Annotated in this window: 26 protein-coding genes; 11 read left to right on the forward strand and 15 right to left on the reverse strand. The window is 63.5% G+C overall.

Going from position 1 to position 26652, the window contains the following annotated elements; translation table 11 throughout:
• The first annotated feature begins 651 nt into the window (after positions 1-651).
• Both FJ941_RS23960 and FJ941_RS23965 read left to right on the forward strand, forming a co-directional pair.
• The gene (locus tag FJ941_RS23960) at positions 652-873 is read left to right on the forward strand and encodes a hypothetical protein (protein ID WP_140509479.1); all 222 of its coding nucleotides are present in this window, start codon (positions 652-654) and stop codon (positions 871-873) included.
• Positions 874-942: 69 nt separating this feature from the next.
• Positions 943-1251, forward strand: coding sequence for a DUF1236 domain-containing protein (locus FJ941_RS23965; protein WP_140509481.1), 309 nt, complete (start codon positions 943-945; stop codon positions 1249-1251).
• A gap of 148 nt (positions 1252-1399) precedes the next feature.
• On the opposite strand, the gene FJ941_RS23970 is transcribed toward FJ941_RS23965, so the two are convergent.
• From FJ941_RS23970 to FJ941_RS24010, 9 genes are all read right to left on the reverse strand, one after another.
• Entirely contained in the window at positions 1400-2374 is a 975-nt protein-coding gene (locus FJ941_RS23970) for a nucleoside hydrolase (RefSeq protein ID WP_140509483.1), read from the reverse strand.
• 56 nt (positions 2375-2430) lie between these two features.
• A complete protein-coding gene (locus FJ941_RS23975; RefSeq protein ID WP_140509485.1) occupies positions 2431-3411 on the reverse strand; it encodes an ABC transporter permease in 981 nt (326 codons plus the stop codon).
• A 247-nt stretch (positions 3412-3658) separates the two neighbouring features.
• A complete protein-coding gene (locus FJ941_RS23980; protein ID WP_140509487.1) occupies positions 3659-4630 on the reverse strand; it encodes an ABC transporter permease in 972 nt (323 codons plus the stop codon).
• The gene (locus FJ941_RS23985) at positions 4627-6171 is read right to left on the reverse strand and encodes a sugar ABC transporter ATP-binding protein (protein ID WP_140509489.1); all 1545 of its coding nucleotides are present in this window, start codon (positions 6169-6171) and stop codon (positions 4627-4629) included. The genes FJ941_RS23980 and FJ941_RS23985 overlap by 4 nt, the downstream gene beginning before the upstream one ends.
• 178 nt (positions 6172-6349) lie before the next feature.
• Positions 6350-7384, reverse strand: a complete 1035-nt coding sequence (locus FJ941_RS23990; RefSeq protein ID WP_140509491.1) for an ABC transporter substrate-binding protein — start codon at positions 7382-7384, stop codon at positions 6350-6352.
• 91 nt (positions 7385-7475) lie between these two features.
• Complete coding sequence (locus FJ941_RS23995; protein WP_140509493.1) at positions 7476-8390, reverse strand: sugar phosphate isomerase/epimerase; 915 nt, start codon at positions 8388-8390, stop codon at positions 7476-7478.
• A gap of 35 nt (positions 8391-8425) precedes the next feature.
• Complete coding sequence (locus FJ941_RS24000) at positions 8426-9970, reverse strand: mannitol dehydrogenase family protein (protein ID WP_140509495.1); 1545 nt, start codon at positions 9968-9970, stop codon at positions 8426-8428.
• A complete protein-coding gene (locus FJ941_RS24005) occupies positions 9967-10749 on the reverse strand; it encodes an SDR family oxidoreductase (RefSeq protein ID WP_140509497.1) in 783 nt (260 codons plus the stop codon). Before FJ941_RS24005 ends, FJ941_RS24000 begins: the two co-directional genes overlap by 4 nt.
• A 78-nt stretch (positions 10750-10827) precedes the next feature.
• Positions 10828-11721: a MurR/RpiR family transcriptional regulator gene (locus tag FJ941_RS24010; protein ID WP_140509499.1), complete on the reverse strand. Its 894-nt coding sequence runs from the start codon at positions 11719-11721 to the stop codon at positions 10828-10830.
• 302 nt (positions 11722-12023) lie between these two features.
• Here FJ941_RS24010 and FJ941_RS24020 point away from each other — a divergent pair, with 302 nt between their 5' ends.
• The gene (locus FJ941_RS24020) at positions 12024-13208 is read left to right on the forward strand and encodes a Gfo/Idh/MocA family oxidoreductase (RefSeq protein ID WP_140509501.1); all 1185 of its coding nucleotides are present in this window, start codon (positions 12024-12026) and stop codon (positions 13206-13208) included.
• A 31-nt stretch (positions 13209-13239) separates the two neighbouring features.
• On the opposite strand, the gene FJ941_RS24025 is transcribed toward FJ941_RS24020, so the two are convergent.
• The 3 genes from FJ941_RS24025 to FJ941_RS24035 all read right to left on the reverse strand — a co-directional run bounded on the left by FJ941_RS24025 (position 13240) and on the right by FJ941_RS24035 (position 17645).
• Positions 13240-15876, reverse strand: a complete 2637-nt coding sequence (locus FJ941_RS24025; RefSeq protein WP_181169938.1) for an EAL domain-containing protein — start codon at positions 15874-15876, stop codon at positions 13240-13242.
• A 179-nt stretch (positions 15877-16055) separates the two neighbouring features.
• Entirely contained in the window at positions 16056-16904 is an 849-nt protein-coding gene (locus FJ941_RS24030) for a class I SAM-dependent methyltransferase (protein WP_246673969.1), read from the reverse strand.
• A gap of 276 nt (positions 16905-17180) precedes the next feature.
• On the reverse strand, positions 17181-17645 hold the full coding sequence (locus FJ941_RS24035; RefSeq protein WP_140509505.1) for an NUDIX domain-containing protein: 465 nt from the start codon (positions 17643-17645) through the stop codon (positions 17181-17183).
• Between the two features lie 182 nt (positions 17646-17827).
• Here FJ941_RS24035 and FJ941_RS24040 point away from each other — a divergent pair, with 182 nt between their 5' ends.
• Entirely contained in the window at positions 17828-18361 is a 534-nt protein-coding gene (locus FJ941_RS24040) for a sterol desaturase family protein (RefSeq protein ID WP_027141435.1), read from the forward strand.
• 57 nt (positions 18362-18418) lie between these two features.
• On the opposite strand, the gene FJ941_RS24045 is transcribed toward FJ941_RS24040, so the two are convergent.
• On the reverse strand, positions 18419-18802 hold the full coding sequence (locus tag FJ941_RS24045) for a YkvA family protein (protein WP_140509507.1): 384 nt from the start codon (positions 18800-18802) through the stop codon (positions 18419-18421).
• A gap of 383 nt (positions 18803-19185) precedes the next feature.
• Here FJ941_RS24045 and FJ941_RS24050 point away from each other — a divergent pair, with 383 nt between their 5' ends.
• Positions 19186-19377: a hypothetical protein gene (locus tag FJ941_RS24050; protein WP_140509509.1), complete on the forward strand. Its 192-nt coding sequence runs from the start codon at positions 19186-19188 to the stop codon at positions 19375-19377.
• Positions 19378-19632: 255 nt separating this feature from the next.
• Here the strand turns inward: FJ941_RS24050 and dinB are convergent, their stop codons facing one another.
• Together dinB and FJ941_RS24060 are read right to left on the reverse strand one after the other, a co-directional pair.
• Positions 19633-20880 carry a DNA polymerase IV gene (gene dinB / locus FJ941_RS24055; RefSeq protein WP_140509511.1) on the reverse strand — a complete coding sequence of 416 codons (1248 nt, stop codon included), beginning with the start codon at positions 20878-20880 and terminating at the stop codon, positions 19633-19635.
• 161 nt (positions 20881-21041) lie between these two features.
• A complete protein-coding gene (locus FJ941_RS24060) occupies positions 21042-21458 on the reverse strand; it encodes a helix-turn-helix domain-containing protein (protein ID WP_140509513.1) in 417 nt (138 codons plus the stop codon).
• Between the two features lie 110 nt (positions 21459-21568).
• Between FJ941_RS24060 and FJ941_RS24065 the strand changes: the two genes are divergently transcribed.
• The 6 genes from FJ941_RS24065 (at position 21569) to FJ941_RS24090 (ending at position 26581) form a co-directional block, all read left to right on the forward strand.
• Entirely contained in the window at positions 21569-22447 is an 879-nt protein-coding gene (locus FJ941_RS24065) for an NmrA family NAD(P)-binding protein (RefSeq protein ID WP_140509515.1), read from the forward strand.
• 37 nt (positions 22448-22484) lie between these two features.
• Positions 22485-23072, forward strand: a complete 588-nt coding sequence (locus FJ941_RS24070; RefSeq protein ID WP_140509517.1) for a dihydrofolate reductase family protein — start codon at positions 22485-22487, stop codon at positions 23070-23072.
• A 124-nt stretch (positions 23073-23196) separates the two neighbouring features.
• The gene (locus FJ941_RS24075; protein ID WP_140509519.1) at positions 23197-24072 is read left to right on the forward strand and encodes an SDR family oxidoreductase; all 876 of its coding nucleotides are present in this window, start codon (positions 23197-23199) and stop codon (positions 24070-24072) included.
• Between the two features lie 108 nt (positions 24073-24180).
• Entirely contained in the window at positions 24181-25119 is a 939-nt protein-coding gene (locus FJ941_RS24080; protein WP_140509521.1) for an alpha/beta hydrolase, read from the forward strand.
• Between the two features lie 2 nt (positions 25120-25121).
• Positions 25122-25652: a dihydrofolate reductase family protein gene (locus FJ941_RS24085; RefSeq protein ID WP_140509523.1), complete on the forward strand. Its 531-nt coding sequence runs from the start codon at positions 25122-25124 to the stop codon at positions 25650-25652.
• The gene (locus FJ941_RS24090; protein WP_140509525.1) at positions 25649-26581 is read left to right on the forward strand and encodes a sigma-70 family RNA polymerase sigma factor; all 933 of its coding nucleotides are present in this window, start codon (positions 25649-25651) and stop codon (positions 26579-26581) included. The genes FJ941_RS24085 and FJ941_RS24090 overlap by 4 nt, the downstream gene beginning before the upstream one ends.
• Positions 26582-26652: the final 71 nt, after the last annotated feature.

Consider the following 26652-nt stretch of genomic DNA (forward strand, 5'->3'; position numbering starts at 1 on the left):
GTCGATTGCTTCATTGGACTGATAAACGGCGAGCGCCCGTCTTCGGTTAACGCCGGGCGGGTTCTTTTTTCAGTCCAGGCTTCTCCGGGTTGACCACGGCGTGCGGAAAACATGTCCGGCAGCAAGGCGCAAATATTGGGAGCAAAGCATGGATACAGCAGGTGGTGAAGAGATTGCGCCTGCCTCGAAAGGCGGAAGACGCCGGATTATATGGTCTATATTCCGTAGGTCAGGGCAACATAGATCACAGGGATAAGGGCCAGGCAGATCGCCATTCCCACGACAACCGCAATGGCCAAGCGCTCGGTTCGCCTGACAAGATCGGCAATATTGGCGTCGTCACTCAAAGAGACGTGCGGGACCGGAGGCATTTCCGGAACCTGAGCATCATTGTCATTTGCGGGGTGACTATCGTCGCGGGTAATCGGTCTCTGGGCTGATGTCACTGTTGCCTCGCTCTCAAAATATCCGGCAGTCCAACTCCATCCGTGAGGGTGGGCGACCGGCAATCGTAACGTGTGGGCAAGACATTGGGTTGCGCCATAAGACTTCAGTCGGATCATTTCCTGGACCTAAGCCTTGCCGGGGAACGCAATGCAGCGGAAGTCGTTGCTCATCGGTGACAACTCAAGAATAGGAGAGGATAAAGCCATGGCTGACGGCCCAACTGTTGTTAATTCTGGAGGTGGCGGCGGCACTGCGGTCGCTATTGTTCTTGCAATCATCGCCATCGTGGTCCTGCTGATATTTACCGGTGTTATCAACATCCATGGCGGTGGAAAGGACATCAACGTGAAGGTTGAAGCGCCAAAGGTGGAAGCCCCGGCCACTTCAGCGCCGGCGAAGCCCGCAGCACCGGCCAATGGCGGCTGATGCGGCGGCAGTAGAGGCCAGAATAGTTCTGGCATTCGCTTCTCAATTCACAACAAAGAAGGACTTGTCATGAAAAGATATCTTGCCGGCGCAGTCGCCGCAGTCGCATTTGTGGGTGGAATTGGCGCTTCCTACGCGGGAGACGTCGTAGTTCTCAAGCCTGAGCAGCAGACGGTCGTTCGCGAATACATCCACAAACAAAAGCTCGCATCGGTCAGCCTGCTCGGTGTCGAACTCAACGTCGGCTCCGCTCTCCCCGACACTGTCGAGCTTCACACAATCGACGTCCCCGACGTCAGGTACAAATATACCGTCGTCGGAGATCATGCGGTCCTGGTGGACCCCGATACACGCAGAGTCGTGCAGATCATCGAGTGATGCCGGTAGTTAGCCCCTCATCGGCAGGGGACGGCCCGCCGTCGCCGCAAATGGCACGGCGGGTTTACTGTTGGGGAGCCACTTCATCCCTATGAATATCGCGGGGGGCTGCGTGTCACCCGCCCAGGTCTGCGGGCAACGCGAGGCGTCATGCCTTGCTTTTGGTCAGGCGCTCGAGCGCATCGACGATCAGGTCGCAGAATTTCGGATGGTCGAGCTTCATCGCCACGGTATGGCGGAAGTCGACCTGCTCGCTTGCCGTGCCGCCGAAATGGTGCATGCCGCCCATCTTCTCGAAATTGCAGACCGTCATGCCCTTGGTCCACCGGCCGGCAATCTCGACGCGGATATCGGCCTTCTCGGTGGTGAAGACGGTCGGGTCGATCATGGCCGCGACGCAGCATGCATCATGGATGGCGGGATACTCGATCTGCAGGAGGCCTCCATGCGTGGTCGCTATGAACTCCCAGATATCGAGGATGAACCTGGCAATCGGGCCGCCGACCGCGCGCACCCTGTTTTGCAGGTCCGGAGTGGCCAGCGCCTGGTGCGTGAGGTCGAGCCCGACCATGGTGACGTCCCAATCGGCGCGGAACACGACGTCGGCGGCCTCCGCGTCGGCATAGACGTTGAACTCCGCCGCTGGCGTGATGTTGCCGCGCGTGTAGGCTCCGCCCATCGCGACGACGCCCTTCACCCGCCCGATGATGCGCGGTTCCTTGCGGATGGCGAGCGCGATGTTGGTGTAGGGACCGACCGGCACCAGCGTGATGGTTTTCGGCTCGTGCGCCATGACCGTGTCGATGATGAAGTCGGCGGCATGCCGCTTGTCGAGTTCGAACGAGGCGGGCGGCAGGACGGGGCCGTCGAGCCCAGTATCGCCATGGATTTCGACGGCCAGCACCTGGTCGCCGATGAGCGGGCCGGGTGAGCCCTTCGCCACCGGCACCTTGATGCCGTAGGCAGTGCATACGGCCAAGGCATTGCGCGTGGTGTTCTCGACATTGTGGTTTCCCGAAACCGTCGTGATGCCGAGGAGGTCGATATTCGGGTTGCCGGCCGCGAGCAGGATGGCGATGGCGTCGTCGTGCCCGGGATCGCAGTCCAGGATGATCTTGTCCATGATGGCATGTCCCTTGTCGCCTGCGGCGATTATTGTCGAGCGGCCCGGATATGCCGCTACCGCTCCTCGATAATCCGCAAATACGCCGCCGTCACGAACAGCACGATCAGCCCAAACAATATCCGCCTCGCACCTTCCGGCATTTGCAAGATGGTGAGCAGCGTGGTCAGCACGGTGAGGATCAGCGCGCCGATGATGGTGCCGGTGTAGCCGCCGCGGCCGCCGAAGATCGAGGTACCGCCGATGACGGCCGCCGCCACCGAAGGCAGCACCAGCGGCTCGGCGAGCGAGAGCGAAGGGGCCTTGATCAGGCCGATATAGAGCAGGCCGGTGATGCCGGCGAGCATGCTGGAGGAGATGTAGAGCGCTGTTATGACCTGCCAGTACTGGACGCCGGAGAGGCGGGTCGCGCGCTCATTGTCGCCGACGGCGTAGAGCAGGCGGCCGAAACCGGTGCGGGCGAGCGTGAAGACGATGAGGGCGGCCAGCGGCACGAACAGCAGCAGGGCGTTGGGAAAGCCGGAGGTGACGCCGGTGCCGAGCCAGGCGAGGAAGTCGGGGATTTTGGCGCCCGACGCGATCACCGTGCGCTGATAGACCTGCAGGCAGCCGGTGCCGATCAGGCTGGTGCCCAGCGTCATGATCAGCGGGTGGACGCGGAACACGCCGACGCCGATGCCGTTGACGAGGCCGATCAGCACCGCCGGCAGCATCGCCAGCAGGAAAACCACCGCCGGGTCCTGGTTGATGACTTGCGTCGCCATGACGAAGGCGCTCATCGTCGCCACCGTGCCGACCGAAAGGTCGATGCCGCCGGTCAGCATGGTCATGGTCTGGCAGCCGGCGAGGATCGCCAGCGGTATGGCGAATTTGATCGTGTTGGCGATCCAGCGCTCGTTGACGATGCCGGGGCGCAGGATCTGCAGGATCACCACCAGGATGACCAGCAGGATGATCAGCGGGATGAGGGGCCGGTCGGCCATGAAACGCTTCAGGCGGCGGCCGAAGGGAACGGGCGTGATCGCGGTGGTGCTCATGGCGCGGCTCCTGCTCGCGATGGGGTGGTGTTCTGCGAGGGTAGTGCCCTACGGCGCCCCCCTCTGGCCTGCCGGCCATCTCCCCCTCTAGTGGGGAGATTGGATGTCGTGACGGCTTTCGCCAATAGTCGGCGTTGCAAGAATGAGCGAGGCGCCAAAGCCGCCAATCTCCCCCCTTGAGGGGGAGATGTCCGGCAGGACAGAGGGGGGCGCCGTAGAGCGCTGCGCGTCAATTCATGTCCACTCATCATTGCCGCTCCCTCATCGTAATAAACGCGCCGAACATCACCACGGCGACCATGATCAGGCCTTCGATGATGGCGGTGACGTTGGGGTCGATGGCGAGCAAGGTGAGATCGGTGCGCACCAGGCGCAGCACGAAGACGGCGACGATGGGGCCGAGCAGGCCGCCCTTGCCGCCGCCGAGCGCCACGCCGCCCAGCACGACCGCGGCGACGCTGGCGAGCAGATAGGGGCCGGGGATGGGCGCGCCGATGCCGGTGCTCATGGTCAGCGCCAGCCCGCCCATGGCCGCGAACAGGCCCGACAACGCATAGGCGATGACTCTTGTGCGGGCGACCGGCACGCCGCTGCGGAACGCCGCCAGCTCGCTCGATCCGATGGCGTAGATGGACAGGCCGAGGCGGGAACGCCGCAGCGGTATCCAGATCACGCAGAGGCAGACGACCAGCACCAGCAGCGCCTTGGGCAGCCAGGCGTCGATGGTATCGGGCAAGCCCGGTATCGGCACGGTGCCCGAGATCAGCGCCTTCAGCCATTCGGCGGCCGCGCCGCCCGGCGCGCCGAGCACCAGAAGGGCAGCGCCCTGCAGCACGAACAGCATGGCCAGCGTCACCACGATGTCGGGCACACGGGTGACGACGATGAGCAGCCCGTTGAGCGCGCCCAGCACAAAACCCATGGCGAGCACGAAAGGCACCACGAACAGGGCGTATTCCTCCGAGGCGCCGTTCATCATCGAGGCGGCGGTGACGCTGGTCAGCGCCATCATGGCGGCGACCGAGAGGTCGATGCCGCCGGCGATGACGACAACGGTCTGCGCGGCGACGGCAAAGGCGTAGGGTAGCACGGCCCGCGCCAGCGAGCCGAAATCGCCGCTGCCATAGCCGGGCTGGATCAGTTTTGTCGCGATGAACAGAACGATCAGCAGGGCAAACAGGCCTGTTACCCAGCCCTGGCGACGCAGCAAATGGCTCATGGCGTCGCCCCCGGCGCATCGGAGGTGTTGGCGGTGGGATCGGCCAAAATGCCGATATCGGCCTTGGCGCCGCGCGGCAGGCCGTAGGCGGCGCGCATCAGTGCCGGTTCATCCGCTTCCTCGACAGGGAAAATGTCGACGAGGTGGCCCCCGAAGATGACGATGACGCGGTCGCAGACGCGCTGTACCTCTTCGAGTTCGGAGGTGTAGAACAGCACCGACTTGCCATTGCCGGCGAGCTCGCGCAGCAGCTTATAGATCTCCTGCTTGGTGCCGACATCGATGCCGCGTGTCGGGTCGAAGCACAGGATGGTGCGGGCATCCGCCGCGATCCAGCGGGCGATGGTCACCTTCTGCTGGTTGCCGCCGGAGAGGCGTTGCACCTCGCCCTGAGCGCGAGTGTCGATCTGCAGGCGCTGGATGGCGCTCGCCACCGTGGCGCGCTCCTTGCGCATGGCAATAGGTCCCCAGTTGCGCAGGGCGGCGCTGAAGGGGAGCGCAATGTTCTCGCGCACCGAGCGCTGCATGGCGAGCGCCTCGGACCGGTCGCCCGGTACATAGGCGATCCCCGATCGGATGGCGTCGATCGGGTGGGCGAATTTCACTGGGCTGCCGTCGACCTCGATGGTGCCGCCCGATGGCTTGATCGAGCCGGCAAGGGCGGCGAACAGCTCGTCCTGGCCCTGGCCTTCCAGCGCCACCACGCCGGCGACCTCGCCATCCCCGAGGTCGAAGGAGACGTCGCTGAGCTTGGTGCCGACGCGCAGGTTGCGTACGGCGATGCGCGGGCGGGCAGGGGGGCGGGCCTTCTCGCTGGCGCTGCGGCCGGCGACATGGGTCTTGACGATGCGGGTGCCGAGCATCAGCTCGACGATCTTTTCTTCCACGCCCGGCACGATGTCGACGACGCCGACGGTTGCGCCGTCGCGCAGCACCGTGGCGCGGTCGCATAGTGCGGCGATTTCGACAAAGCGGTGCGAGATGAAGATCACGGCGCGGCCGGCGTCGCCCTGGCGGCGCACCACCTCCAGCACTTTTTCGGCAAGGTTGGCGGGCAGTGCCGCCGTCATCTCGTCGAGCAGCAGCACGTCGGGCTCGACGGCCAGCGCACGGGCGAGGTCGAGCACGCGCAGTACGGCCAGCGGAATGTCACGCGCGGTGTCGCGCAGGTCGAGGTCAGGAATGCCGAGCTCGCGCACCCAGGCGCGGAACGGCTCGACCGGCGTGCCGGTCAGCCGCAGATTGGACAGCACGTCGAGATCGGGGATCAGCGACGGCTCCTGGTAGACAGGCAAAAGCCCGGCGCGCCGCGCGGCGGCGGGCGAGCGTATGTCGCGCGCCTCGCCACGGATCAGGATGCGGCCCGCATTGGCTGATATGGCGCCGGTCAGGATCTTCACCAGCGTCGACTTGCCGGCGCCATTGGCGCCCATCAAGGCGTGCACCTCGCCCGGCAGGACGGAGAGCGACGCGTTACGCAAGGCGGCAACCGCGCCGTAATTCTTGGCGACGCCCGTGGCGTCGAGGAGGAGATTGGACAAATCGTGTGGTTCTCGGTGAAGCTGTTCAGATGTTTGAAGGAGCTCAATTGCTTTTGACAGGTTGGCACTCTACGAGCCCCCCTCTGTCCTGCCGGACAGAGGGGGGCGACGTAGAACCCTGACCTTCGCATGACGAGGAGGCGACCCGCCGTCCTCGTCACGTAATTCAAACCGCTGCTTACTCCCCCGGGCCCTTGCAGGCGACGATCTGGTCCTTGGTGTAAGTCGTCCAGTCCGGGATCGAGATCGAGACCGGCCATTCCGGGCTGAGGGACGGGTCGGCGGCGGCCTTCAGCTTGGCCTTGCCTTCGTCGGTGGCGTTGTCCCACAGCTGCGGGTCGACCAGCACGGTCTGCTGGGCCGGCTTCTTGCCGTCGAGGATCTGCAGGGCGAGCGTTACACCCGCACCGCCGATCGAGCCGGGGTTGGTGACGGCAGCGCCGACGAGGCCCTTGACCGAGCTCAGCTGGCCGACGAAACCGGCATTGTCGGCGCCGACGATGGGCACCAGCGGCGCCTGCGATTCGACCAGCGCGTCGACGATGACGTTGTCGATGCCGGAGGTCCAGACGCCGTTGAACGGCGTGCCCGTCGCGAGGAACGACAGCATCTGCTGCTTGGCCTGGTCCTGCTGCCAGCCGGTGAAGACTTCCTGCGCGACCTTCACGTCGGGGAATTCGGCCAGCGCCTTCTTGAAGCCTTTGTCGCGATCGCTATCGGCGGACGCACCGGCTGCGCCGCGCATATAAAACACCTCGCCCTTGCCGCCCATCTGTCCGAACAGCCATTTGGCGCCGAGATAGGCATATTGTTCCTGGTTATTGGAAATGATGTAGGCCGACGGTTCGGTGACCGCCTGGTCGACGGCGACGACGACAATGCCGGCCTTGGTGGCTTCTTCCAGGCCCGCCTTGATGCCGGCCGGATCGGCGGGGTTGACGACGATGGCGTCGACCTTGGCGCTGATCAGGTTGCGGATGTCCTCGAGCTGGCCGGCGGCATCGGTGTTGCGGTGGGCGATGTTGAGCTTGGTCACTTCGCCGGAGGCGAGCGCCTGCGCCTTCATGGCGCACACCATCTCTTCGCGCCAGCCATTGCCCTGCACGGTGTTGGAAATGCCGATCGTGTATTTGCCGGCGGCGGACGACACACCCACCGAGGCCAGCAGGGCCGCGCTGGCAAGCAGCGGGACGATGGTCAGATATTTCTTCATTTCAGTCTTCCTCCACATTTGTTTTTCAGTTCAGTTTTAATCCGTTAAGCCGCGCCACTCACAAACAGAGTCAAGTGGCCCGCTATGCCCGTCACTTGACAAAGGGACGCAGCACGTCGCGGGCGAGCAGAAAGCCCCGCTTGACCTGATCGTCGCTGCCTTCAAATCGCCTGTCCTCGTGTTCGATGATGACCGATCCGTCATAGCCGGCGCGATAGAGGCCGGAGAAGAAGCCGCTCCAGTCGACATCGCCCAGCCCCGGCATGCGCGGCACCTGCCAGCCTATGCCGGCTGACAAAATTCCGCGCTCGTACAAACCATCATGATCAATCATCAGGTCCTTGGCGTGGACATGCAGCATGTAGGGGCCGAATTCCCTGATGAAGCGGGCCTGGTCGATCATCTGCCAGACCAGGTGCGACGGATCGAAATTCATGCCGACATCGCCGCCCCAGCTCTCCAGGATGCGGCGCCAGACCTGCGGCGAGTAGGCGATGTTGTGCCCGCCCGGCCATTCGTCATAGCTGAAGATCATCGGGCAGTTCTCGAAGGCGAGTTTTACCCCGTGGTCGCGCGCATGGGCGACGATTTCAGGCCAGACTTTCAGCGCGTCCTGCCAGTTGACGTCGACGGTCTTGGACGCATCGCCGCCGCAGAAGGTGTTGACCACTGGGACACCCATGTTGGCGGCCAGCACGATGACCTTTTTGAGGTGGCCGATGACCGCCTCGCGGTGCGCGGTATCGGGATGCAGCGGGTTGGGATAATAGCCGAGGCCGGAGATGGACATGTTCTTTTCCGCCAGCGCGGCGGCAATCTCTTTTGCCTGCGAGGCCGACGTGCCGGCAGCGTCGATGTGGCTGGTGCCGGCATAGCGGCGGGTCGCGCCGGAGGTTTTCGGCCAGCAGGCGATTTCCAAGGCCTCGAAGCCGACGGAGCTTGCCCAGCCGGCGACCTCGCCAAGCGGCGTCTCCGCGAACGGTGCGGTGAGCAGTCCAAGTTTCATCATGCCTCCCCTGACCGCGAACCCGCGATCGCTGCCTATAATGCCGATTGTTTGGATCGCTTCAACCTCGCGACCTCGTCTTGTTCGAGACTGTGACGGACTGCCGCCATCGGATCGTCCGACAGCAGTTCGCCAAGCGCCGAAGCCGCGGCCTGCCGGAACGTCTCGTTTGCGGCAAGGTCGGGATCGAAAATCGTGTCGATGGCCAGGATGGCGGAAGCCAGAGCCGGCGCATCGTTGCCCGTCGCGTCGGCTATTGCCGCGACCTTGCCGGCATAGGGATCCGACACCGGCCAGCGTTTGCCGAAGCGGGCCGAGGCCAGGATCAGATAGGCCATCCAGCCGGCGACCGGCACTGACAAAAGGCCGATGCTGGCCCCCTGGTTCAGCCGGTCGCGGATCGGGTTGAGCAGGCGCTGGATGATCTTCTGCGAGCCATCGGTGGCGATCTGGTGGTTGCGGTGGCGGATGGCGGTGTTGCGCAAGCGGCCGAGGCTCTGGTCGACATAAGCCAGCGGCTCCATGCCAGGCACTGGCATCAGCGTCGGCAGCGTTTCCTCGACCAGCATGCGCCTGACGAAGACCGACAGCAGCGGGTCGGCGATGGCATCGAATGTGTGTTCCAGCCCTGCCAGTACGCCGAGCGTGGCGAGCGTCGTCTGCGCGCCGTTCAGCACCCGCATCTTGAGATGCTCGAAGGGCGTGACATCGTCGACGAAAGTCGCGCCGGCCAGGTCCCAGCGGGGCACGCGGCCGGCGAACTTTTTCTCGATCACCCATTGCCGAAACGGTTCGCCGACGGCGACGGCGGCATCGCGGTAGCCGAACCACTGTTCGACGCTATCGAGGTCGTCCTGCGTCACCGCCGGCGCTATGCGGTCGACCATGGCTGAAGGGAAGGTGGCGTTGGCGGCGACCCAGTCGGTCAGACCATTGCCGCGCCGCTCGGCAAAGCTCCGCACCACATTTTCCAGGATGACGCCGTTGGTCGGAATGTTGTCGCAGGAGAGCAGTGTCAGCTTCCGGCCATGCGTGGCCCGGCGCATCTCCAGCGCCCGTGTGAGGATGCCGGGCACGCTGCGCGGTGTGTCCGGGTTGGCGAGGTCATGGACGATGTCGGGATGGCCGAGGTCGAGTTCACCGCTCGACGGGATGTGGCAATAGCCTTTTTCCGTCACCGTCATCGTCACCAGTTCGATGTCGGGCGAGGCGAGCGCGGTGAGCGCCGGTGCGGCGCTGTCCTGGCTGTCGATCACCTTCACGATGCTGCCGATGATACGCGCCTCGACATGGTCGTTCTCGCGGATCAGCCTGGTGTAGAGGCCGCGTTGCCGGCCGAGCGTGTCGGCGAGGGTGGGCGGGCGGATGTTGATGCCGACAATGCCCCAGCGGTCGAATTGCAACGACAAGAGGTCGTCGGTGTATTCGGCTTGATGGCAGCGGTGGAAGGCGCCGACGCCAAGATGCGCCATGCCGGGTGACAGCGACGCCCGGTCATAGGCCGGTGTCTGGACAATGGCCGGAAGCCGGCCAAGCAAGGCCGGTCCGAGCGTTTCCAGCGATGCCGAAGCGGCGTTCACCGGTTCGCCCCGATCACCGACTGCTCCTGGTCGATCACCGCACCGGTCATCGGCCCGGCTGCGTCGGAAAGCAGGAATACGGCGAGGTTGGCGATATCGTCGGGCCTGAGTAGCCGGCCAAAGGGCTGCGCGGCATTGGCGGCGTCGAGCCAGCCCGGGCCGTTGCCCAGCGTCTCGGCCTGCATGATGCGTTCGGCCGGCGTGTCGGTCCAGCCGACATTGATGCCGTTGACGCGGATGCGGTCGAAGCGGTGGGCATTGGCGGCATTCTTGGTCAGCGTCGCCAGCGCGCCCTTGGTGGCGGAATAGACGGCAAGCTCCGGCGAGCCGCAATGGGCGTTGATCGACAGGATGTTGACGATCGCCCCGCTTTGGCCGCGCTTCTTCATGTCGCCGATCGCCGCCTGCATCAGGAAGAAGGGTGCGCGCGCATTGACCGCGAACAGCGCCGCCCAGTCGTCCAACGACGCGTCGAGAAAGGAGGCGCGGTCGGTCAGACCGGCGGCGTTGACCAGGCCGTCGATGCGGCCGAAGTGGTCGATGCAGGCCTGCGCCAGAGCGGCGGGGGTTGCCGGATCCTCCAGGTCGGCGGCGACGAAGAGCGTCGGCGTACCCAATCGCGAAAGCTCCGCCGCCACGGCATTGCCGCGCTTGCTGTCGCGCCCCGTGATCAGCAGGCCAGCAGCGCCGGAACGCGCCAGCGTCTCGGCAATGGCGCGGCCGATGCCTTGCGTCGACCCGGTGACCAATATCACCTTGCCGTCGAGCCTGGTCTCCATTCCTCCTCCCGGAACAAAGTTTCTATTTTTTGAAATATGGAACGATAATTCCCGGTAGTCAATTGTGCCAGCAGCGCCTCATGTGCCGCGGCGCGCGGCGACGCCTTGGACCAGCGCCATGCCGACCGCCAGCGATGCCGCCAGCGAGCGGAAACCGGCGAAGTCGGATTCCACCACCTCCAGCCAGCTGTCCGAGAGCCGGATCAGCGGCGAGAAGGTGCTGTCGGTGATGGTGACGATGCGGGCGCCGCGTTCGTGCGCCACCGCGACGAGGTCGGGCGTGATCGAATTGTAGGGGCTGAAGGACACCGCCAGCACCGCATCCTGCCTGCCGATGCAGCCGACCTGGTCGAGCGCGGTGGAGCCGACATTGTCGAGCAGCACATTGCGTACGCCTTGCTGCGAAAGCGTCAACGACAGGTAGGTGGTGACGGAGAAGGCGCGCTTGGAGCCGATGACGTAGATCAGGTCCGCTTGTGCCAGCGTTCCCACCATCTTCTCGAAGCTTTCGACATCGAAGCCGCTTTCGATGCGGCCGAGCGAGGCCTGCGAGGCGGCGACCATGCCGTGCAGGAAATGCAGGGCAGCGTTTGGCTCGGTCTCGGCGCGCTGCTCGCCGCGTCCTTCCGGCCAGGATCCCTTGATGTGGTCCTTGAACAGACCCTGGAAATCGGAAAAGCCGGAATAACCGAAGATCTGGGCAAAGCGCACCAGCGTCGAGGGCTGCACGCCGGCCTGCGCCGCCACCTGGGCGATGGTGCCGAACGCCACCTCGCTCGGATGCTGCCACAGGAAGATCGCCACCTGGCGCAGGCGCTTGGGAAAATGCACCGTGCCGGAAGACAGCACGGCGCGCAGCTCCTCATAGTTTCGCGGCTGTATATAGCCAAGCGCCGCCAGGGAACGCCCGCGCTTGCGCGTCGCGGCCTCCTCGGCACTCGATCGTCCGGATGGTTTTCTCGCCCCGCTCATGAATTCAGGCTAGCGCGATACGATCGTTTTACAATATGGAAATTGGAAATCCTGTTCGAAGCGATGTCTTGGAGAGGGATGTAAACGGTTCAAAGTGGGCGCTCTACGAGGCCCCCTCTGTCCTGCCGGACATCTCCCCCTCAAGGGGGGAGATCGGACGTCGCCTATGCTTTCGCCAACCATGAGCGTTGCAGGAAGGGCGCCGCGATCAACGCTGCAAATCTCCCCCGAAGAGGGGGAGATGTCCGGCAGGACAGAGGGCGGCGCCGTAGAACTCGACGGGATAGCCAGGAGGAGAAAACATGGTCTACGCAACATCGGATGGATCGACGCGCCAGCGTCTGCGGGTCGGCATGGTCGGCGGCGGCCGCAATGCCTTTATCGGCGCGGTGCACCGGCTGGCCATGCGCCTCGACGACCAGATCGTGCTGGTTGCCGGAGCGCTGTCGTCCGACCCGGACAACGCCGCCGCCTCGGCCGCCGAGATCGGCATCGCGCCGGAGCGCAGCTATGCCGATTACCGCGCCATGGCCAAGGCAGAGGCCGCGCGGCCGGATGGCATCGAGGCGGTCGTCATCGTCACGCCCAACCATCTGCACGCGCCGATCGCCACCGCCTTTCTCGAGGCCGGCATCGACGTGATCTGCGACAAGCCGCTGTCGACGACGCTCGGTGACGCCGAAGCCCTGGTGGCGCTGGCGCGCGCGAAAAAGCGCCGCTTCGTCGTCACGCTCAACAACACCGGCTACGCCATGGTGCGCCAGGCGCGCGAAATGGTGATGGCGGGCGAGCTTGGCCGGATCCTATCGGTGCATGGCGCCTATATCCAGGACTGGCTGACCAAGCCGATCGACGCCGACGGCCAGAAGCAGGCGGAGTGGCGCACGGATCCGGCAAGGGCAGGGCAGTCAGCGGTGCTGGCCGATATCGGCGTGCACGCCTTCAACCTGGCAAGCTTCATTTCCGGCCGCGAGGCCGAGACGGTGTCGGCCGACCTGTTCACCGCGGTGCCCGGACGCCGGCTGGACGACAATGCCCATGTGCTGGTGCGCTGGACCGACGGCGCGCGCGGCACGATTCTCGCCAGCCAGACATCGCCCGGCCACTACAACGACCTCTCCGTGCGCATCTATGGCGACAAAGCCGGGCTCGAATGGTCGGGCGCGCGGCCGGAGGAACTGCGCTTTTCCGTCCATGGCGAGGAAACCCGCACGCTGGTGCGCGGCGGCCATGGCTCGACGGCTGAATCCCGCCGCGTGTCGCGCATGCCGGCGGCACACCCGGAGGGCTATATCGAGGCCTTCGCCAATTTCTACCGCGACGCCGCCGACATCATCCGCGCCCACCGCTCGGGAGGCGCGGTCGATCCGGCGCGCGCGGCGCAGGTGCCCGACGTGATCGATGGCGCGCGCGGCGTGAAGTTCGTCGCCGCCGCGGTGGAGTCGAACGCGGCCGGCGGGGCGTGGACGGCGGCACGGTTCGGGTGAGGTCACTCCAAGCCTAGGACTTGGAACGGAATTAGCCGGCGACGGACAACCGACGAGATCGAACGAATCTTCTCAGTCCGTCGGAATCCAAGGGCTGCCCGAAGGCATAGCCTTGCAGAATGTCGCAGCCAAGCGCTTTAAGCAGACGGGCGTGCTCCATCGTCTCCACGCCCTCCGCTATGATCTCGATGCCGAGGGATTTGCCGATTTCGATGATCGAAGACACGACTTGCCTCTGCTGGGGCGAATTCACAATTGGATCGACCAACTGGCGGTCTATCTTCAGGCGGCGAGGTTGCAATTTGAGCAGACTGACGATTGAGGCGTAGCCGGTGCCGAAATCGTCGATTTCGATGTCGATGCCGAGTTGCTTGATCTGCTCGACGTTCCATGTGACCAGGTCATCGTTGTCGTCGAGGAAGATGGATTCGACGAGCTCAAAGGAGAACGTTCCCTTCCTGATGTTGAGATCTCGCAAACTCGCTATGAGTTGCTCATCGTGAAGGCGCCGTGCCGAAACGTTGACTGACATGCGCGGAACGCCAATCTTCTGCGCGGACCATGCTTCGAAATCCAAAAGCGATTGCTGGAGGATTTTCTGGTCTATTATCGAGACGACGTTCAGTTCTTCAGCGGTCTTCAGGAAAACGTCGGGTGTTAGAATGCCCTTCTCAGGGTGATTCCATCGCGCCAGCGCTTCAACTCCCACGATCTCCCGCGTCCTGGCGCTAAATTGAGGCTGGTAGAATACGATAAATTGATTTCGTTCGAGGCCGGCGAGAATTTCGTCGGCAATTCTCTTCGTGTTGACGATTTCGCTTTGCAACTCGCCGCTGAAGAATTCATGCCGGTTGCGGCCACGTCTCTTGGCCCGGTAGAGGGCGATATCGGCATTTACCAGCAGCTGTCTGGTATCGGCGCTCGTACCATCGTCGATTGCAATTCCGACGCTGACGCCAAAACGGCACTGGTGACCGTGGTAATAAACGGGCCTGCGCATCTCTTCGATAATGCGGTCCGCGAGCGCGGCCGCCTGGGCATCGTCATCGTCTATCGTGCAGAGCACGATGAATTCGTCTCCTCCAACCCGAGCGACGAAACCTCGATCGCCGACGTTGGACTTGAGAACGGATGCCGCATGCACCAGCATCGCGTCGCCCGCTGCGTGACCGAGCGTATCGTTGATATGCTTGAAGCGGTCCAAATCGACGTGAAGCAGTGCGGCATGGCCGCCATTCAGCCTGGCCTTTGCCGCGTAATCATACAGTACCTGGTCCAGGTAGCGCCGATTGGGCAAATCCGTCAGCGCATCGTGCATGGCGACATGTTCCGTGCGCGCCTTGGCAACTTCGAGTTCCCCATTTTTCGACTCGGCCAGCTGTTTTGCGCGAACCAGATCGGTGTTCAGCATTACATCGGATGTCACGTCCCATTCGGCCCCCACCATTCGTGGCGAATTGTTCGCGGTCTCGTAAAACATCGCCCTGGACCGGACATGGCGAATTTCGCCGTCTGGACGAACAACCCGGTATTCCGATGAATATGTGCCTCGCCCGGTCACGGCACTTTCGAAATCTGTAAGCGCCTGAGGCAGATCGTCGGGATGAATGGCCCCGGCCCAGTCGGAATATCCGCGCGGTCCGCCATCAGCCTCCCTGCCATATATCTCGTTGACGCGGTCGTCCCAAGCAAGATGGTTGGTTTGGAGGTCGTGTTCCCAAACGCCAATGGCCGAGGCCTCCAGGGCAAGTTCCAGCCGTCGCGACAGCCGATTCAGTTCCCAGTAGTTTCGCTGCCTTTCATTGATCAAGCGGCCCGCCGCGAGGAAGGGGATCAAAATCAGCGCCGCTGCCGCCGCCATGAGCGCCCGGAGCCGCCAGGCGTTGGCGGGCGTGGCGGGCCAACCGCCCTTGGGAATCGCAGCGATCTGCCAGGAGCCCGATGGAAAAAGAACGTCGGCTGTCACAGGATCGCTTTTGACAACCTGTTCGTCACCAAAGAACCGCATTCCTTTAGTGCCAAGGGCGTCATTGCCGATGAGGGCTATGTCGATCCCGAGCTCCTTGTCGAGAAGACCGCTTGCCTGGTAGAGGCGCTGCACGTCGACGACTGCGGAAACGATGCCCCAGAACCGTTCGGTGTTGCCCGCGCTTTTAACGAACACCGGAAATCGGCCGATGAAGGCCTGCCCTCCCTGCGCCAGATCGACCGGGCCGGCAAGAATGAGCTTGCGCTCATCGCGCGCACGCAACGCCGCCGCACGCTGCTGGTCGTTATTGCGGTAGTCGAGGCCGATAGCCTTCTCGTTGCCGGCCATCGGGTACATCAAGGAAATGACCAGGTCGGGCGCGCCGGCAATGTTGCGAAGCTGGGACTCTTCGTTGAACAGTCTGCTGGCAAGCTCAGTGAAACGTTGCTGTCCCATGTAGGGTTCGGTCGTGACTGCCGCGACCAGTCCTCGCGCCAGCTGAAGGTTGCCGTTGATGTTCCCTTCGAGCTTGGCGCGAACGACATTAACCTTGGCCAGGACGTCCGCGCGGGCGACCTGATCCGAAACGATCTTGTTTTGGTGGTCGGCGAGCGCCGCGCAAACGGCAATAACCACAACCGCGATCGCCACCGGAATCCTTGCCGGTGAAAGGACGCCCGCCTTAACGCGGGCGATCATACTGGCGAAAAAAGCCAATAAAGCGATGTTCCCTGTGCTTCTCAGGCCCTCTGGTCGAGCCTCATCAAGGGAATATTAGTTCGCAACAACTTAATTTTGACCTTCACAATCTTTAAAAATTTTCCGCCTTCGGAGGCTGCTGCGTGGAGAACGCACACCAGAACCTGCCAAATGCGAAACTAATGGCTGTCGAGCTTCTTCTTGACGATCCGATACGTCCCGACGCCGCGCTTGGTTGCCCCGATTGAATAGGCCATCGGAATCTTGGGAGCGTTTTCGGGAAGGCCGTACATATCCTTGCCGGCCCTTACCGCGAATGAAAAGTGCTGCCAGGAAACAGTGTCGTGCTCATTGAGGAAATCAAGCGTCAGGCCCGCAGCGATCAAGGCGTTCACCACGTCGCTGATCGGATGAATCCATTCATAATAGCGGGGATGCTTCAAGGTGCGCTCATCGCCGGTGTAGGTTCGCTTCTCGTTCCAGACGAGCGGTCGCGCTACAGGCGTTCGCCAATCGTCCTTCAATTCGAGCGCAGCAGCCTTGCGATTGCACTGGAACATCAAGGGATGGCCTTCGGCCATATAGAGCCGGCCGCCGGGACGCAGAAGATCGGCAACCACCCGGGCCCAACGGAAGACATCGTCAAGCCAGTTCACCGATCCCCAGGTAACGTAGACGATGTCATAGGTCCGGTCGAGCGCTTCGACAGCCTCGTATAGTGGCGCTTCCACGAAGCGAACGTCGCTGCCCGCCTTGGAGGCGAAAACTCGCGCCGCGGCTATCGCCCTTGGTGAAAAGTCCAGGCCGGTCACACTGCCCGCGCCGAGATTCCTGAGGCTGATCGTGTCGAGCCCGATGTGGCACTGCAGATGGACGATGTCCTTGTCGAAGAAGTCACCGATCTCGCGCGTTTCCAGCTCATAGAGATTGGATCCACCAGCCAGCACGTTCTCGATACGATAGCTGCCGGTTCTGTCGGTCGCGTGCAGTTCGGCCCGATCGTCCCAATTCAGGAGGTTCGTATCCATGAACGGTTCCAAACTGTCCCCCGATCTCAGCCGCGGCATGGTAAACAGCTGGTTAACGCAGATTGCAGTGGGCGGGCGTGCACGTCAACCCAGCGCCTTGCGATGTGTCGCAACTGGCAGGGTAACTGGCGCGGTCATCGCAGATGCGGTGCCCGGTGCCACTTCCGCCGGTACGTATCGCGCATGCCGATGGCGCACTGGGACGGGGCGACAAAGTTTGAGGACGACAGCCAATCTCCCGCTCCTAGGGGTGGTTGGCAGCTTATCGTGACCGCATCAGGCCGCCCCTAACTGCCCTGCCAGATCCGTCAGCATCGGGCGCTGGCCCTTCAGGATCTTCACCTCGGCTTCGGCCAACGTGAACCAGCCGGCTCTGTCGACCTCCGGGAATTCCTTCATCCTTCCGGACCTCGGCGGCCATTCCATGGTGAAGGTGTTGCTCTTCATAGTGGCCACATCGATGTCGGACTCGACGGACCACGCCATGACGATCTTGCCGCCCGGTTGCCGGTAGTCGCCAAGGCGCGCGAAGAGGCCTTCGACCTTTATACCGAGCTCTTCCTCGGCCTCGCGTCGTGCCGCTGCCAGTTCGTCCTCACCCTCGTCGACAAGGCCCTTCGGGATCGACCAGGCTCCATCGTCCTTCTTCGCCCAGAACGGGCCGCCGGGATGGACCAGCAGCACCTGGATGTCACCACCGCCGCGGCGATGGATCAGCAGGCCCGCGCTGCGTTTTGCCATGTTTGCACGTCCGTTTGCGGCACTGGTGCGAAGCCGGCCGATCCTGCGTTGATCATTGCCGACCTTGCACCGGGAAATTGCGACGCTATGTCAGGCGCATCTGCATTGCACCTCATGCGCGAGTCCGGCAATCTGATAGCATCGTTTTTGGGGCGGCGTCGAAAGTCAGGTGAGGCGTCTGAATGCAGCTGGGTCTGATCGGCTACTACAGCGACTTCGTGGTCTATCCCCTGGTGATCGCCATATTGGGCGTGGCCGGACTGATCGAGGCCGGAGAGGAAAGCGCGCCGGATTGGATCGGCACGGCGCTGATCTGCCTTGGCCTTTGGACGCTGATCGAATACGTCCTGCACCGGTTCGTGCTGCACCACGTCCCCTGGATCCGGGACCTGCACGACCGCCACCATGTCGAGGAGCGCAGCCCGGTGGGCACGCCCACCTGGCTCAGCCTCGGCGTCCATGCGCTGGTGGCGTTCCTGCCTGTCTGGATGGTCTCGGATTTCGCGACCGCCAGCGCGGTGAGCTGCGGGTTGATGCTGGGCTACCTCTGGTACATCAGCGTCCACCACATGATCCATCACTGGCATCCGGCCCATGCGAGCTATCTCTATACGCTCAAGCGCCGCCACGCGGTGCACCACCATATCGACGACAACGCCAATTTCGGCGTGACGTCGATATTCTGGGACCGGATTTTCGGCACCGCGCGGCTTTGACGTGGGTCTTTCGACAGGCCACCAACATTTGTGGTCCGGGCGGTCGAGCGATGAAATCTAGGCCGAGCGATCCGGCCAGAATAACCAGATGAGCGCGGCGGCCATCAGAATCCAAATTCCGACAATGAATGCGAGACCGCCGCGGCTGGTCGGTTTGGATCGGCGAATGGCCTCCGCGCGAAACTCCGCCATCAAATCGGCGGGGATCAACTTCACCGCAAGCAGGATGCCGAGTGGTACGATGATCAGGTCGTCCAAATATCCGAGTACGGGAATGAAATCGGGTATCAGATCGATAGGACTGAGCGCGTAGGCGGCGACCGCGCCGGCGGCAACTTTGGCGTACCAGGGAACGCGAGGATCGCGGGCGGCCAGCCACAGGGCTACCACATCGCGCTTGACGGCCCTCGCCCATCGCTTTGCCTTGTCAAGGACAGTCACACGGCAACTCTCTTTTTGTAGGACCCCAAACCGTAAGGCGTCTCCGCTCCTTACAGCATGTCGCGGCGAATAGGATTCGCCTGCCACAAGATTCTGATTTTATGCTTGTCGTTATCCCGGAACCTAGGACACTTCCGGGTGACATGCATTGCTTCGATCATTGCAAGGATGTCCGCGATCCGCAAACTGAGCCGCCACCCAATTTCGAGTAGTGGGTCAGTTTGAAAATTCAGACGCTCGCGGAGCCTCAGACTTCAGTCCCATGGAATTGACTCGTTTCTGACTTTTTCTGGGTGTATCTTTTCCATGTCGTCCGCACCGAGTAGAGCCAAGCGGACGGGTGGGGGCGGCTATCGTGCTTTCGCCCTATGAGGGAGGCAGGCATGTTGCCATACGGAGTGGCGGATTCCGCCGATCTGGAAGCTCTTGCGAACGTTTTCAACGACTACTGCGCCAAGCATCGAATTGTCAGAGAGGACGAGCGCGAACAGGTCGCGATCAAGATCATGTGCCTTTTCAAGCGTGGCATCATTGACCCTGACCGGTTATCGGCGGGACTTGAAAGGGTAGGCTAGACTAGGCAGCACTCGCCTTACTGGGCGTCCGGCCGGCAAATCCTGTGTCACCTCGCTGACCAACTACCCAATTTCGCGTCTTCTTGACAAGCCGTCCCTGCCGGATGTTACGCTGCTTGGGCTTGGGAAGTTGCCGTGAAGAAGACATATCAAAGCCGGTGCTGGTGAAGCGCGAATTGCTGTCGGCCGTGACCGCCGCCGCGCCAGCTGGTTCCGGACCCGGAAGGTAGCGGCGAGGGGCTGAGGCTCCTTCGCTCACAGTTCCTTTTCAGCCAACTCCCTGAATTCGTCGGGCACCGAGCGAGCCGCTTCCAGTGCCACCGTGCCGTAGCCGACCGCCTGTTTGCCGAAGCGCTCGCGGATCTTGTCGATGGCGCGGTCGGCGCCGAAGCGCGCCAGGCCTTTTTGGCTGCCCGGGCGGCGCTTCTCGTCGGCGAGGCCGAGCGGCAGGTCGAGCTGCAGTTCGGCGCTTTCCTCCAGGTGCGAGACCGAGATCGCCAGCAGCGAGATCGTTTTCTCCCGGGGATGCTCGGCGAGCACGCCGCGCACCAAATCCCCTGCGATCTCGGCCAGCATGGCGGTCGCCGAGATCGGCTGTTCCAGAGTGATCGAGCGCGTGACGGCGCTGAGATCGGCAAAGCGCACGCGCACCGTCACCGTGCGGCCGGGGCGGTTCTTGGCGCGCAGCCGGCTGGCGACGCGGTCGGCCAGATGCAGCAGTGTCGGCACGATCACCCGCGCCACGGCCGGCTTTTGCCCGAGCGCCGATTGCGCGCCGGCCGAGCGCGCCCGGCGCTTCGTCTCCAGCTTGCGCGGATCCCGGTTCCAGGAGAGAGCCGCGAGCTTTTCGCCGGCAGCGGGGCCAAGCAGCCGGGTCAGTGCGCCGCTGTGGGTCCTGGCCAACTCGCCGATCGTCTCGACGCCGATCTCGGCCAGCCGCGCCCTGGTCGCCGGTCCGACACCCCACATCAGGCCGACCGGCAAATCATGCAGGAAGGCAAGTTCGGTGCCGGGATCGACCACCACCAGCCCGTCGGGCTTGGCAACCTGCGAGGCGATCTTGGCCAAATGCTTGGTGCGCGCCACGCCGATCGAGATCGGCAGGCCGAGTTCGGCGCGCACCCGGCGGCGGATCACGGTCGCGATCTCCCTGGGAGAGCCGAACAGGTGTGTGCAGCCGGCGACATCGGCGAAGGCCTCGTCGATGGAGATGCGCTCGACGACTGGCGTGAAATCGTCGAGCACCTTGATCGCCGCGTCGCCCAGCCGCTGGTAGTGGCTGAAATTGCCGCCGACGAAGATCAATTGCGGGCAAAGCTCGCGCGCCTTGCGCCCCGGCATGCCGCCGCGCACCCCAAAAGCGCGCGCTTCGTAAGAGGCGGCGAGCACAACACCACCACCGACCGCGATCGGCTTGCCACGCAATGTCGGGTCGAGCAACTGCTCGACCGAGGCATAGAAGGCGTCGAGATCGGCATGCAGGATGGTGGCCGTCGTTTCCATCCTGTTCCGCCCATCCGCGATTGCTGATAGATAGGAACCTATAGTGAACAAACAGAGATCGTTGTCAATTGGGTCTTTGGTGCATGGTGCCCTTTGAGGGTAACCGAGGCGCGTAAAGCTCCTCCTTTTTCCACAGGGGAGAAGGGAGGCAGCGCCACTTCCTAGACAATATGCTCCGCCCGCAGCGCTGCCTTCATCCGTTCCAGCGCCGGCTCGCCCCCGGCCGCCAGTTCTTCTGCGATACGGGCGAGCTTGTCGTCGGCCTTGCGGTGCCTGCTGCCCCACGCGCCAAGCGTGGCCAGCACCGGCAAGAGGTCGATGCCGGCCTCGGTCAGCCGGTAGATCGCCTTCAGCCCGTGGCTGGGATCGTCGCTGCGGGTGAGGATGCCTTCATCCTGCAGCGTCTGCAGCCGCTCGGCCAACGTGCGCGAGGAGATGCCTTCATCGGATTGCAGGAACTCGCGAAAATGCTTTTTGCCGGCGAAGACCAGGTCGCGGATGATGAGCAGCGTCCAGCGGTCGCCGAGCAGTTCCAGAGACAGGTTGATCGGGCAGCCGGATCTTTCACGCGTCGACATCTCTATGGTTCCATTTTTAAATCACTTTACTATTGACATCGTTCTTTCCGTCAGTCAAATGCTTTCAAAAGTAAATCGTTAGATCGCAACTTGGCCAGCAGGAGGACGTCATGAGCCAGGCCGTCGGGAAAATCAGCACGCCAAGAACCGTCGTGGTCATCGGGGCCACCAACGAGGTTGGCAAGGCGGTCGCCCAGGTCCTGACCGGGCGGGGACATATTGTGCGCGGCGTGGCGCGCGGCCTGGGTGTCGCGCTTGACGATAGCGACGCGCTCGCCTCCGCCTTTTCCGGTGCCGACAGCGCCTATGTAATGATTCCGTTCGACGTCACGGCGCCGGATCTTCATCGCTTCGAAGATGAAGTCGGCGCGCGGCTGGCGGCGGCGATCGCGAAGTCAGGCGTGCGCCGCGTCGTGCTGCTCAGCGGCCTCAACGCCCATCTCAGGATGGGAACTTCGCTCGGCGCCGTCTTGATGGAGGAACGGCTGGCGGCGCTCGGCCTCGACGAACTGGTGTTTTTGCGCGCTTCGTTCTTCATGGAGAACTTCGCCAAGGGCATGGGCTTTGTCCAGCAGGCCGCTTCCGGCATCTTCATGACGCCGTTTCGGGGCGATCTGCCGATCCCTTTGATTGCCGCCAGCGATGTCGGCCAGCGCGCCGCCGCCCTGCTGGACGCCACGCGTTTTCCAAGCGAGCGGATCATCGAATTGCATGGCGGCGGCTATTATACGTTCGAGCAGGCCACCGCGATCCTGGGCAGCGCGATGGGGAGGCAGGTCACTTACAAGGCGGCTCCATTCACCGAGGCGCGCGCCGGGATGATCGCCAACGGCCTGTCACCGAGCTTTGCCGATGCGCTCGGCGAAACTGCGGCGAGTTTCAACAAGGGCGAACGATGGGCGCTTGAAGCACCGTCAATCCGCAACGCCACGCCGACCACTTTCGAGAGTTGGGCACAAGCCTTTGCCCGTTCGCAAAGCGCGGCGTGATCCTTCCTGCCTGGAATCCGGAAACGAGGAGAACCCGATGAAAAAGCTGATTCTTCAGATGCAAATGTCGGTCGACGGTTTCGTCGGCGGCGATGCCGACCATCCCTGGCAACTCTGGGGATGGGGCGACGACATCGGCTGGGACGAGGAGTTGAAGCGTGACTTCAACGCCGTGTTTGCCGGCATCGACACCATCCTGCTCAGCCGCAAGATGGCCGAGGAAGGTTACCTCACCCATTGGGGCCGTGCGGCGAGGAAATATCCGGCCGATCCGTTCCATGCCTTCGCCCAGCGCATCGTCGACGCGCGCAAGGTGGTGCCGAGCGACAGGCTCGAAGCCTCGCGTTGGGAGCGCACGACAGTGGTGAGCGGCGACCTGCCGCGAGAGGTCAACGCGCTGAAGGCGGGCGACGGCGGCGACATGGCCGCCTTCGGCGGCGCCGGCTTTGCGTCGGCGCTGATCGCGGCCGGGCTGGTCGACGAGTTCCAGCTGTTCGTCAATCCTGCCGTGCTGGGCGCCGGCCGTCGCATCTTCGACCAAGGTGGGTTCCGGAACCTGCGGCTGCTCGGCTCGAAGGCCTATGCCTGCGGCATGGTGGTCAGCCGCTACGCGCCGGCAGGCTGATCGGCGCACAGGCCTCGCGCCGACAAAAAAGACGTTTGGCCGGAATCCTTTGCCCGCTTCTCTTCGTCTTCAAGGTGCGGTCGTCGCAAGGGCGGCCCCATCAATCTGAATGGAGAGACAGACCATGATCCTGGTGACAGGCGCCACCGGCCTGAACGGCAAGGCAATCGTGCGCGAATTCGCGCGGCAGAAGCATCAAGTGAGGGCGCTGGTTCGCGATCTGGACCGGGCATCGGCGGCGGGGCTCGGCGGACTTGCCGGCATCGACCTGATCGAGGGCGATATGCGCCGGGCGGACACGCTTGGTGCCGCACTTAATGGCATCGATCGCGTGCTGATGATTTCGACCGCGGCCGAAGACATGGTCGAGACGCAGTGTCGTTTCATCGACGCCTGCGGGCAGGCCGGCGTCGCGCATGTGGTGAAGTTTTCCGGCGCCGAATCCAACATCGGCTACGACGCGACGAAGTTCCGCTTCACGCGCATGCATGAGGAAATCGAGCGCTATCTCGAAGCGGCCGGGATGGCCTGGACCCACCTTCGCCCCAGCCAGTTCATGCAGGTCTATTTGCGCGACGCGCCGACCATCGCCACCGAAGGCACCTTCTATCTGGCGCTTGGCGACACCGAACTGTCGCCGGTCGATGTCGAGGATATCGCCAAGGTCGCCGTCCGGCTGCTGTGCGACGGTGGCCACGAAGGAGAGAGCCTCGACATGACCGGACCCGAGGCGCTGACGATGAGCGACATCGCGGCGCGGATATCGCAGGCGATCGGCAAGCCGGTCCGCTACGTCGATATCAGCCCGCGGGAGCGCCGGCGCAATCTGCTGGCCGCCGGTGTCCCCGCCGACTTCGCCGACGCACTGGACGAGCAATTGGCGGAGCGGCTTCGCCGGCCGAAATCGCGTGTGCATCTGGCGACGCATGAGATGTTCGGCGTGCGGCCGACGCCGTTCGTCGAATTCGCCCGGCGGTATGCCGCAATGTTTGGAGGCTGAGTGCGTCCGCAAAAAAGCACCCACCGTCACGTATCCTTTTTGTCTGCCCGTACGTCTCTGCCTTCCGAAGGTCGCGTCTTCCGCGATCCGCAACCCGAGGAGAATATCATGGCGAGCATCGAGAGCGAGGCAAACAGAAACCATTACGCTGTTATGGCGGCCAATGCGGGCAAGCTGACCAGCCCGCAGGCGATCATCGACCACAACGATATCCACTGGACGGCGCTGACCGGCGAGCCGCGCGGCGTCGACTATATCGAGATCGATGCCGGCGGCGTGCCGGCGATGTGGGTCGTGCCGAAAGGCGCCGACGAGCAGCGGGTGCTGTTTTATGCGCATGGCGGCGGCTTCATCGGCGGCTCGATCTACACCCACCGCAAGCTGGTCGGCCATCTCGCCAAGGCCGTCGGCTGCCGGGCGCTGCTCTACGACTATCCGCTGGCGCATCAAGCCAAGCATCCGGCCCAGCTCGAGGCCGCGATATCGGCCTGGAACTGGCTCGTCGACCAGGGCTTCGACCCCGGGCGGATCGTGATCGCCGGCGACTCCTGCGGCGCGGTGCTGACCTATGGCGTCCTGCAGCGGCTGCGTGCGCAGGGGCGGCCGCTGCCCGTCGCCACGCTGATCATCTCCGGCTGGTTCGACATGGCGCTGACCGCCGCCAGCTATCAGACCAACCGCGAAAAAGATCCGGCCTTCGCCAAGGAAGCCGTCGACTGGCTGGCGGCCAATTTCATCGGCGATGCCGATCGGCGCGATCCCGAGGTCAGCCCGCTCTACGCTGATCTCTCCGGCTTTCCACCCGTCTTCCTGCAGGCCGGCGCCGACGAGACGCTGGTCGACGAAAGCCGCATGTTCGCCGAGCGGGCGAGACAGGCAGGCGTCGAGACGCGGCTCGACCTCTTCGACGGCATGCTGCACTCCTTCCAGATGATGGCCGGGCGGGCGCCGGAGGCCGATGACGCCATTGTCCGCTTCGCCGCCTGGGTGCGGCCGAGACTGGGGCTGCCGGCTGCGGGTGAGAAGACCAGCGAAAAGGCGGCGTGAGCATGCGGCGGCTGATCGTGTCGAGTTTCGTCTCGCTGGATGGCGTCATCGAGGCGCCGATGACGTGGGCCTTGCCATTCTTCGTCGGAGAGAATGTAGACCATGCCTTGCAAGCGCTTTCGGACGTCGAGTTCTTCCTGCTTGGCCGCGTCACCTACGAGATGTTCTTCGCGCGCTGGCCCGGGATCAAGGGTCCCTACATGGACCGCATCAACGGCCTGAAGAAGCTGGTCGCCTCGACGACGCTGAAGACGGTGTCGTGGAATGCCGCGCTCATCAACGGCGACGTCGCCGAGGCGCTCGCGGCGCTGAAACGCCAGCCGGGCGGCGACATCCTGAAATATGGCGTGTCGCAGCTCGACCGCACCTTGCTTTCCGCGGGGCTGGTGGACGAGTATCATCTGTCGATCGTGCCGACATGGGTGGGGCACGGCAAGCGCGCCTTCGACGATGTTGGTTCCATCAACCTCGATCTTGTCGGCACGCATCGTTTCGACAATGGTGTGGTGACCCTGATCTATGTGCCGCGATGAACCAGCAAATCCGCAAATCCCTCGACACGACGCAAGGCATGCGGGCCTGGCCTGAGCCCGACCGCGTGTTCGACCTGCGCTATGCCGCGTTCCTGGAGACGGTTTCGCATCTGCGCGCCAGGCTGCATCGCTATTGCGCGCGCATGACCGGCTCGGCGCTGGATGGCGAGGACATCATGCAGGAGGCGCTGTTCGAGGCCTATCGCAAGATCGAGCTGCTCGACGACGCGCAGGCGCTACGGCCGTGGCTTTTCCGCATCGCGCACAACCGCTGCATCGACCTCATCCGCAATCGCCGCACGCGGCACGCGGCCGAAGCCTTCTATGCCGGCGACGACATCGTGCTGCCGGTCGAGCCGGCCGGTCCGGGGGCCGGCCGCGCCATCGAGCGGCTGGTCGTGCATCTGCCACCGAAGGAGCGCGCCTGCGTGCTGCTCAAGGATGTCTTCGACCATTCGCTGGAGGAGATCGCCGACCTCGTCGGTTCGACATCGGGCGGCGTCAAGTCGGCGCTCAATCGCGGCCGCGCCAAGCTCGCCGCCTTATCAGCGCAACCGATCGCGGCGCCGCCACACGATCCCGAACTGGAGCGGCTGCTCGACCGCTATGTCGCGCTCTTCAACGCCAGGGACTGGGACGGCGTGCGCGCGCTGACCAGCGCCGATGCGCGCCTGCAGGTTTCGGACTGCTACGGTGGCCTGCTCTCGGCCTCGCCCTACTTCGTCGAATATGAGCGCAGCGAACTGCCCTGGCGCATCCGGCCAGGCGCGTTCGAAGGGGAGATCGTGCTGGTCGTCGACAGGCAATATGGCGAGGGGTGGCGGCAGGCCTATCTGGTGCGGATCGGCGCCACGGGCGGGGTAATCGACAGCATCAGCGACTATCATGCCTGCCCGTGGATCCTGGAGATGGCAAACGCGGAGGGGTAATGGATCTATCCTGGTCTTCTCGCCGGTATCGTTTCCTGCCTACTTCACCGAGTGCGGTGGTCGCTGAAGCC

Origin of the sequence: Mesorhizobium sp. B2-3-13 (assembly GCF_006442195.1) — a bacterium.
In the GTDB taxonomy this organism is placed as follows: domain Bacteria; phylum Pseudomonadota; class Alphaproteobacteria; order Rhizobiales; family Rhizobiaceae; genus Mesorhizobium; species Mesorhizobium salmacidum.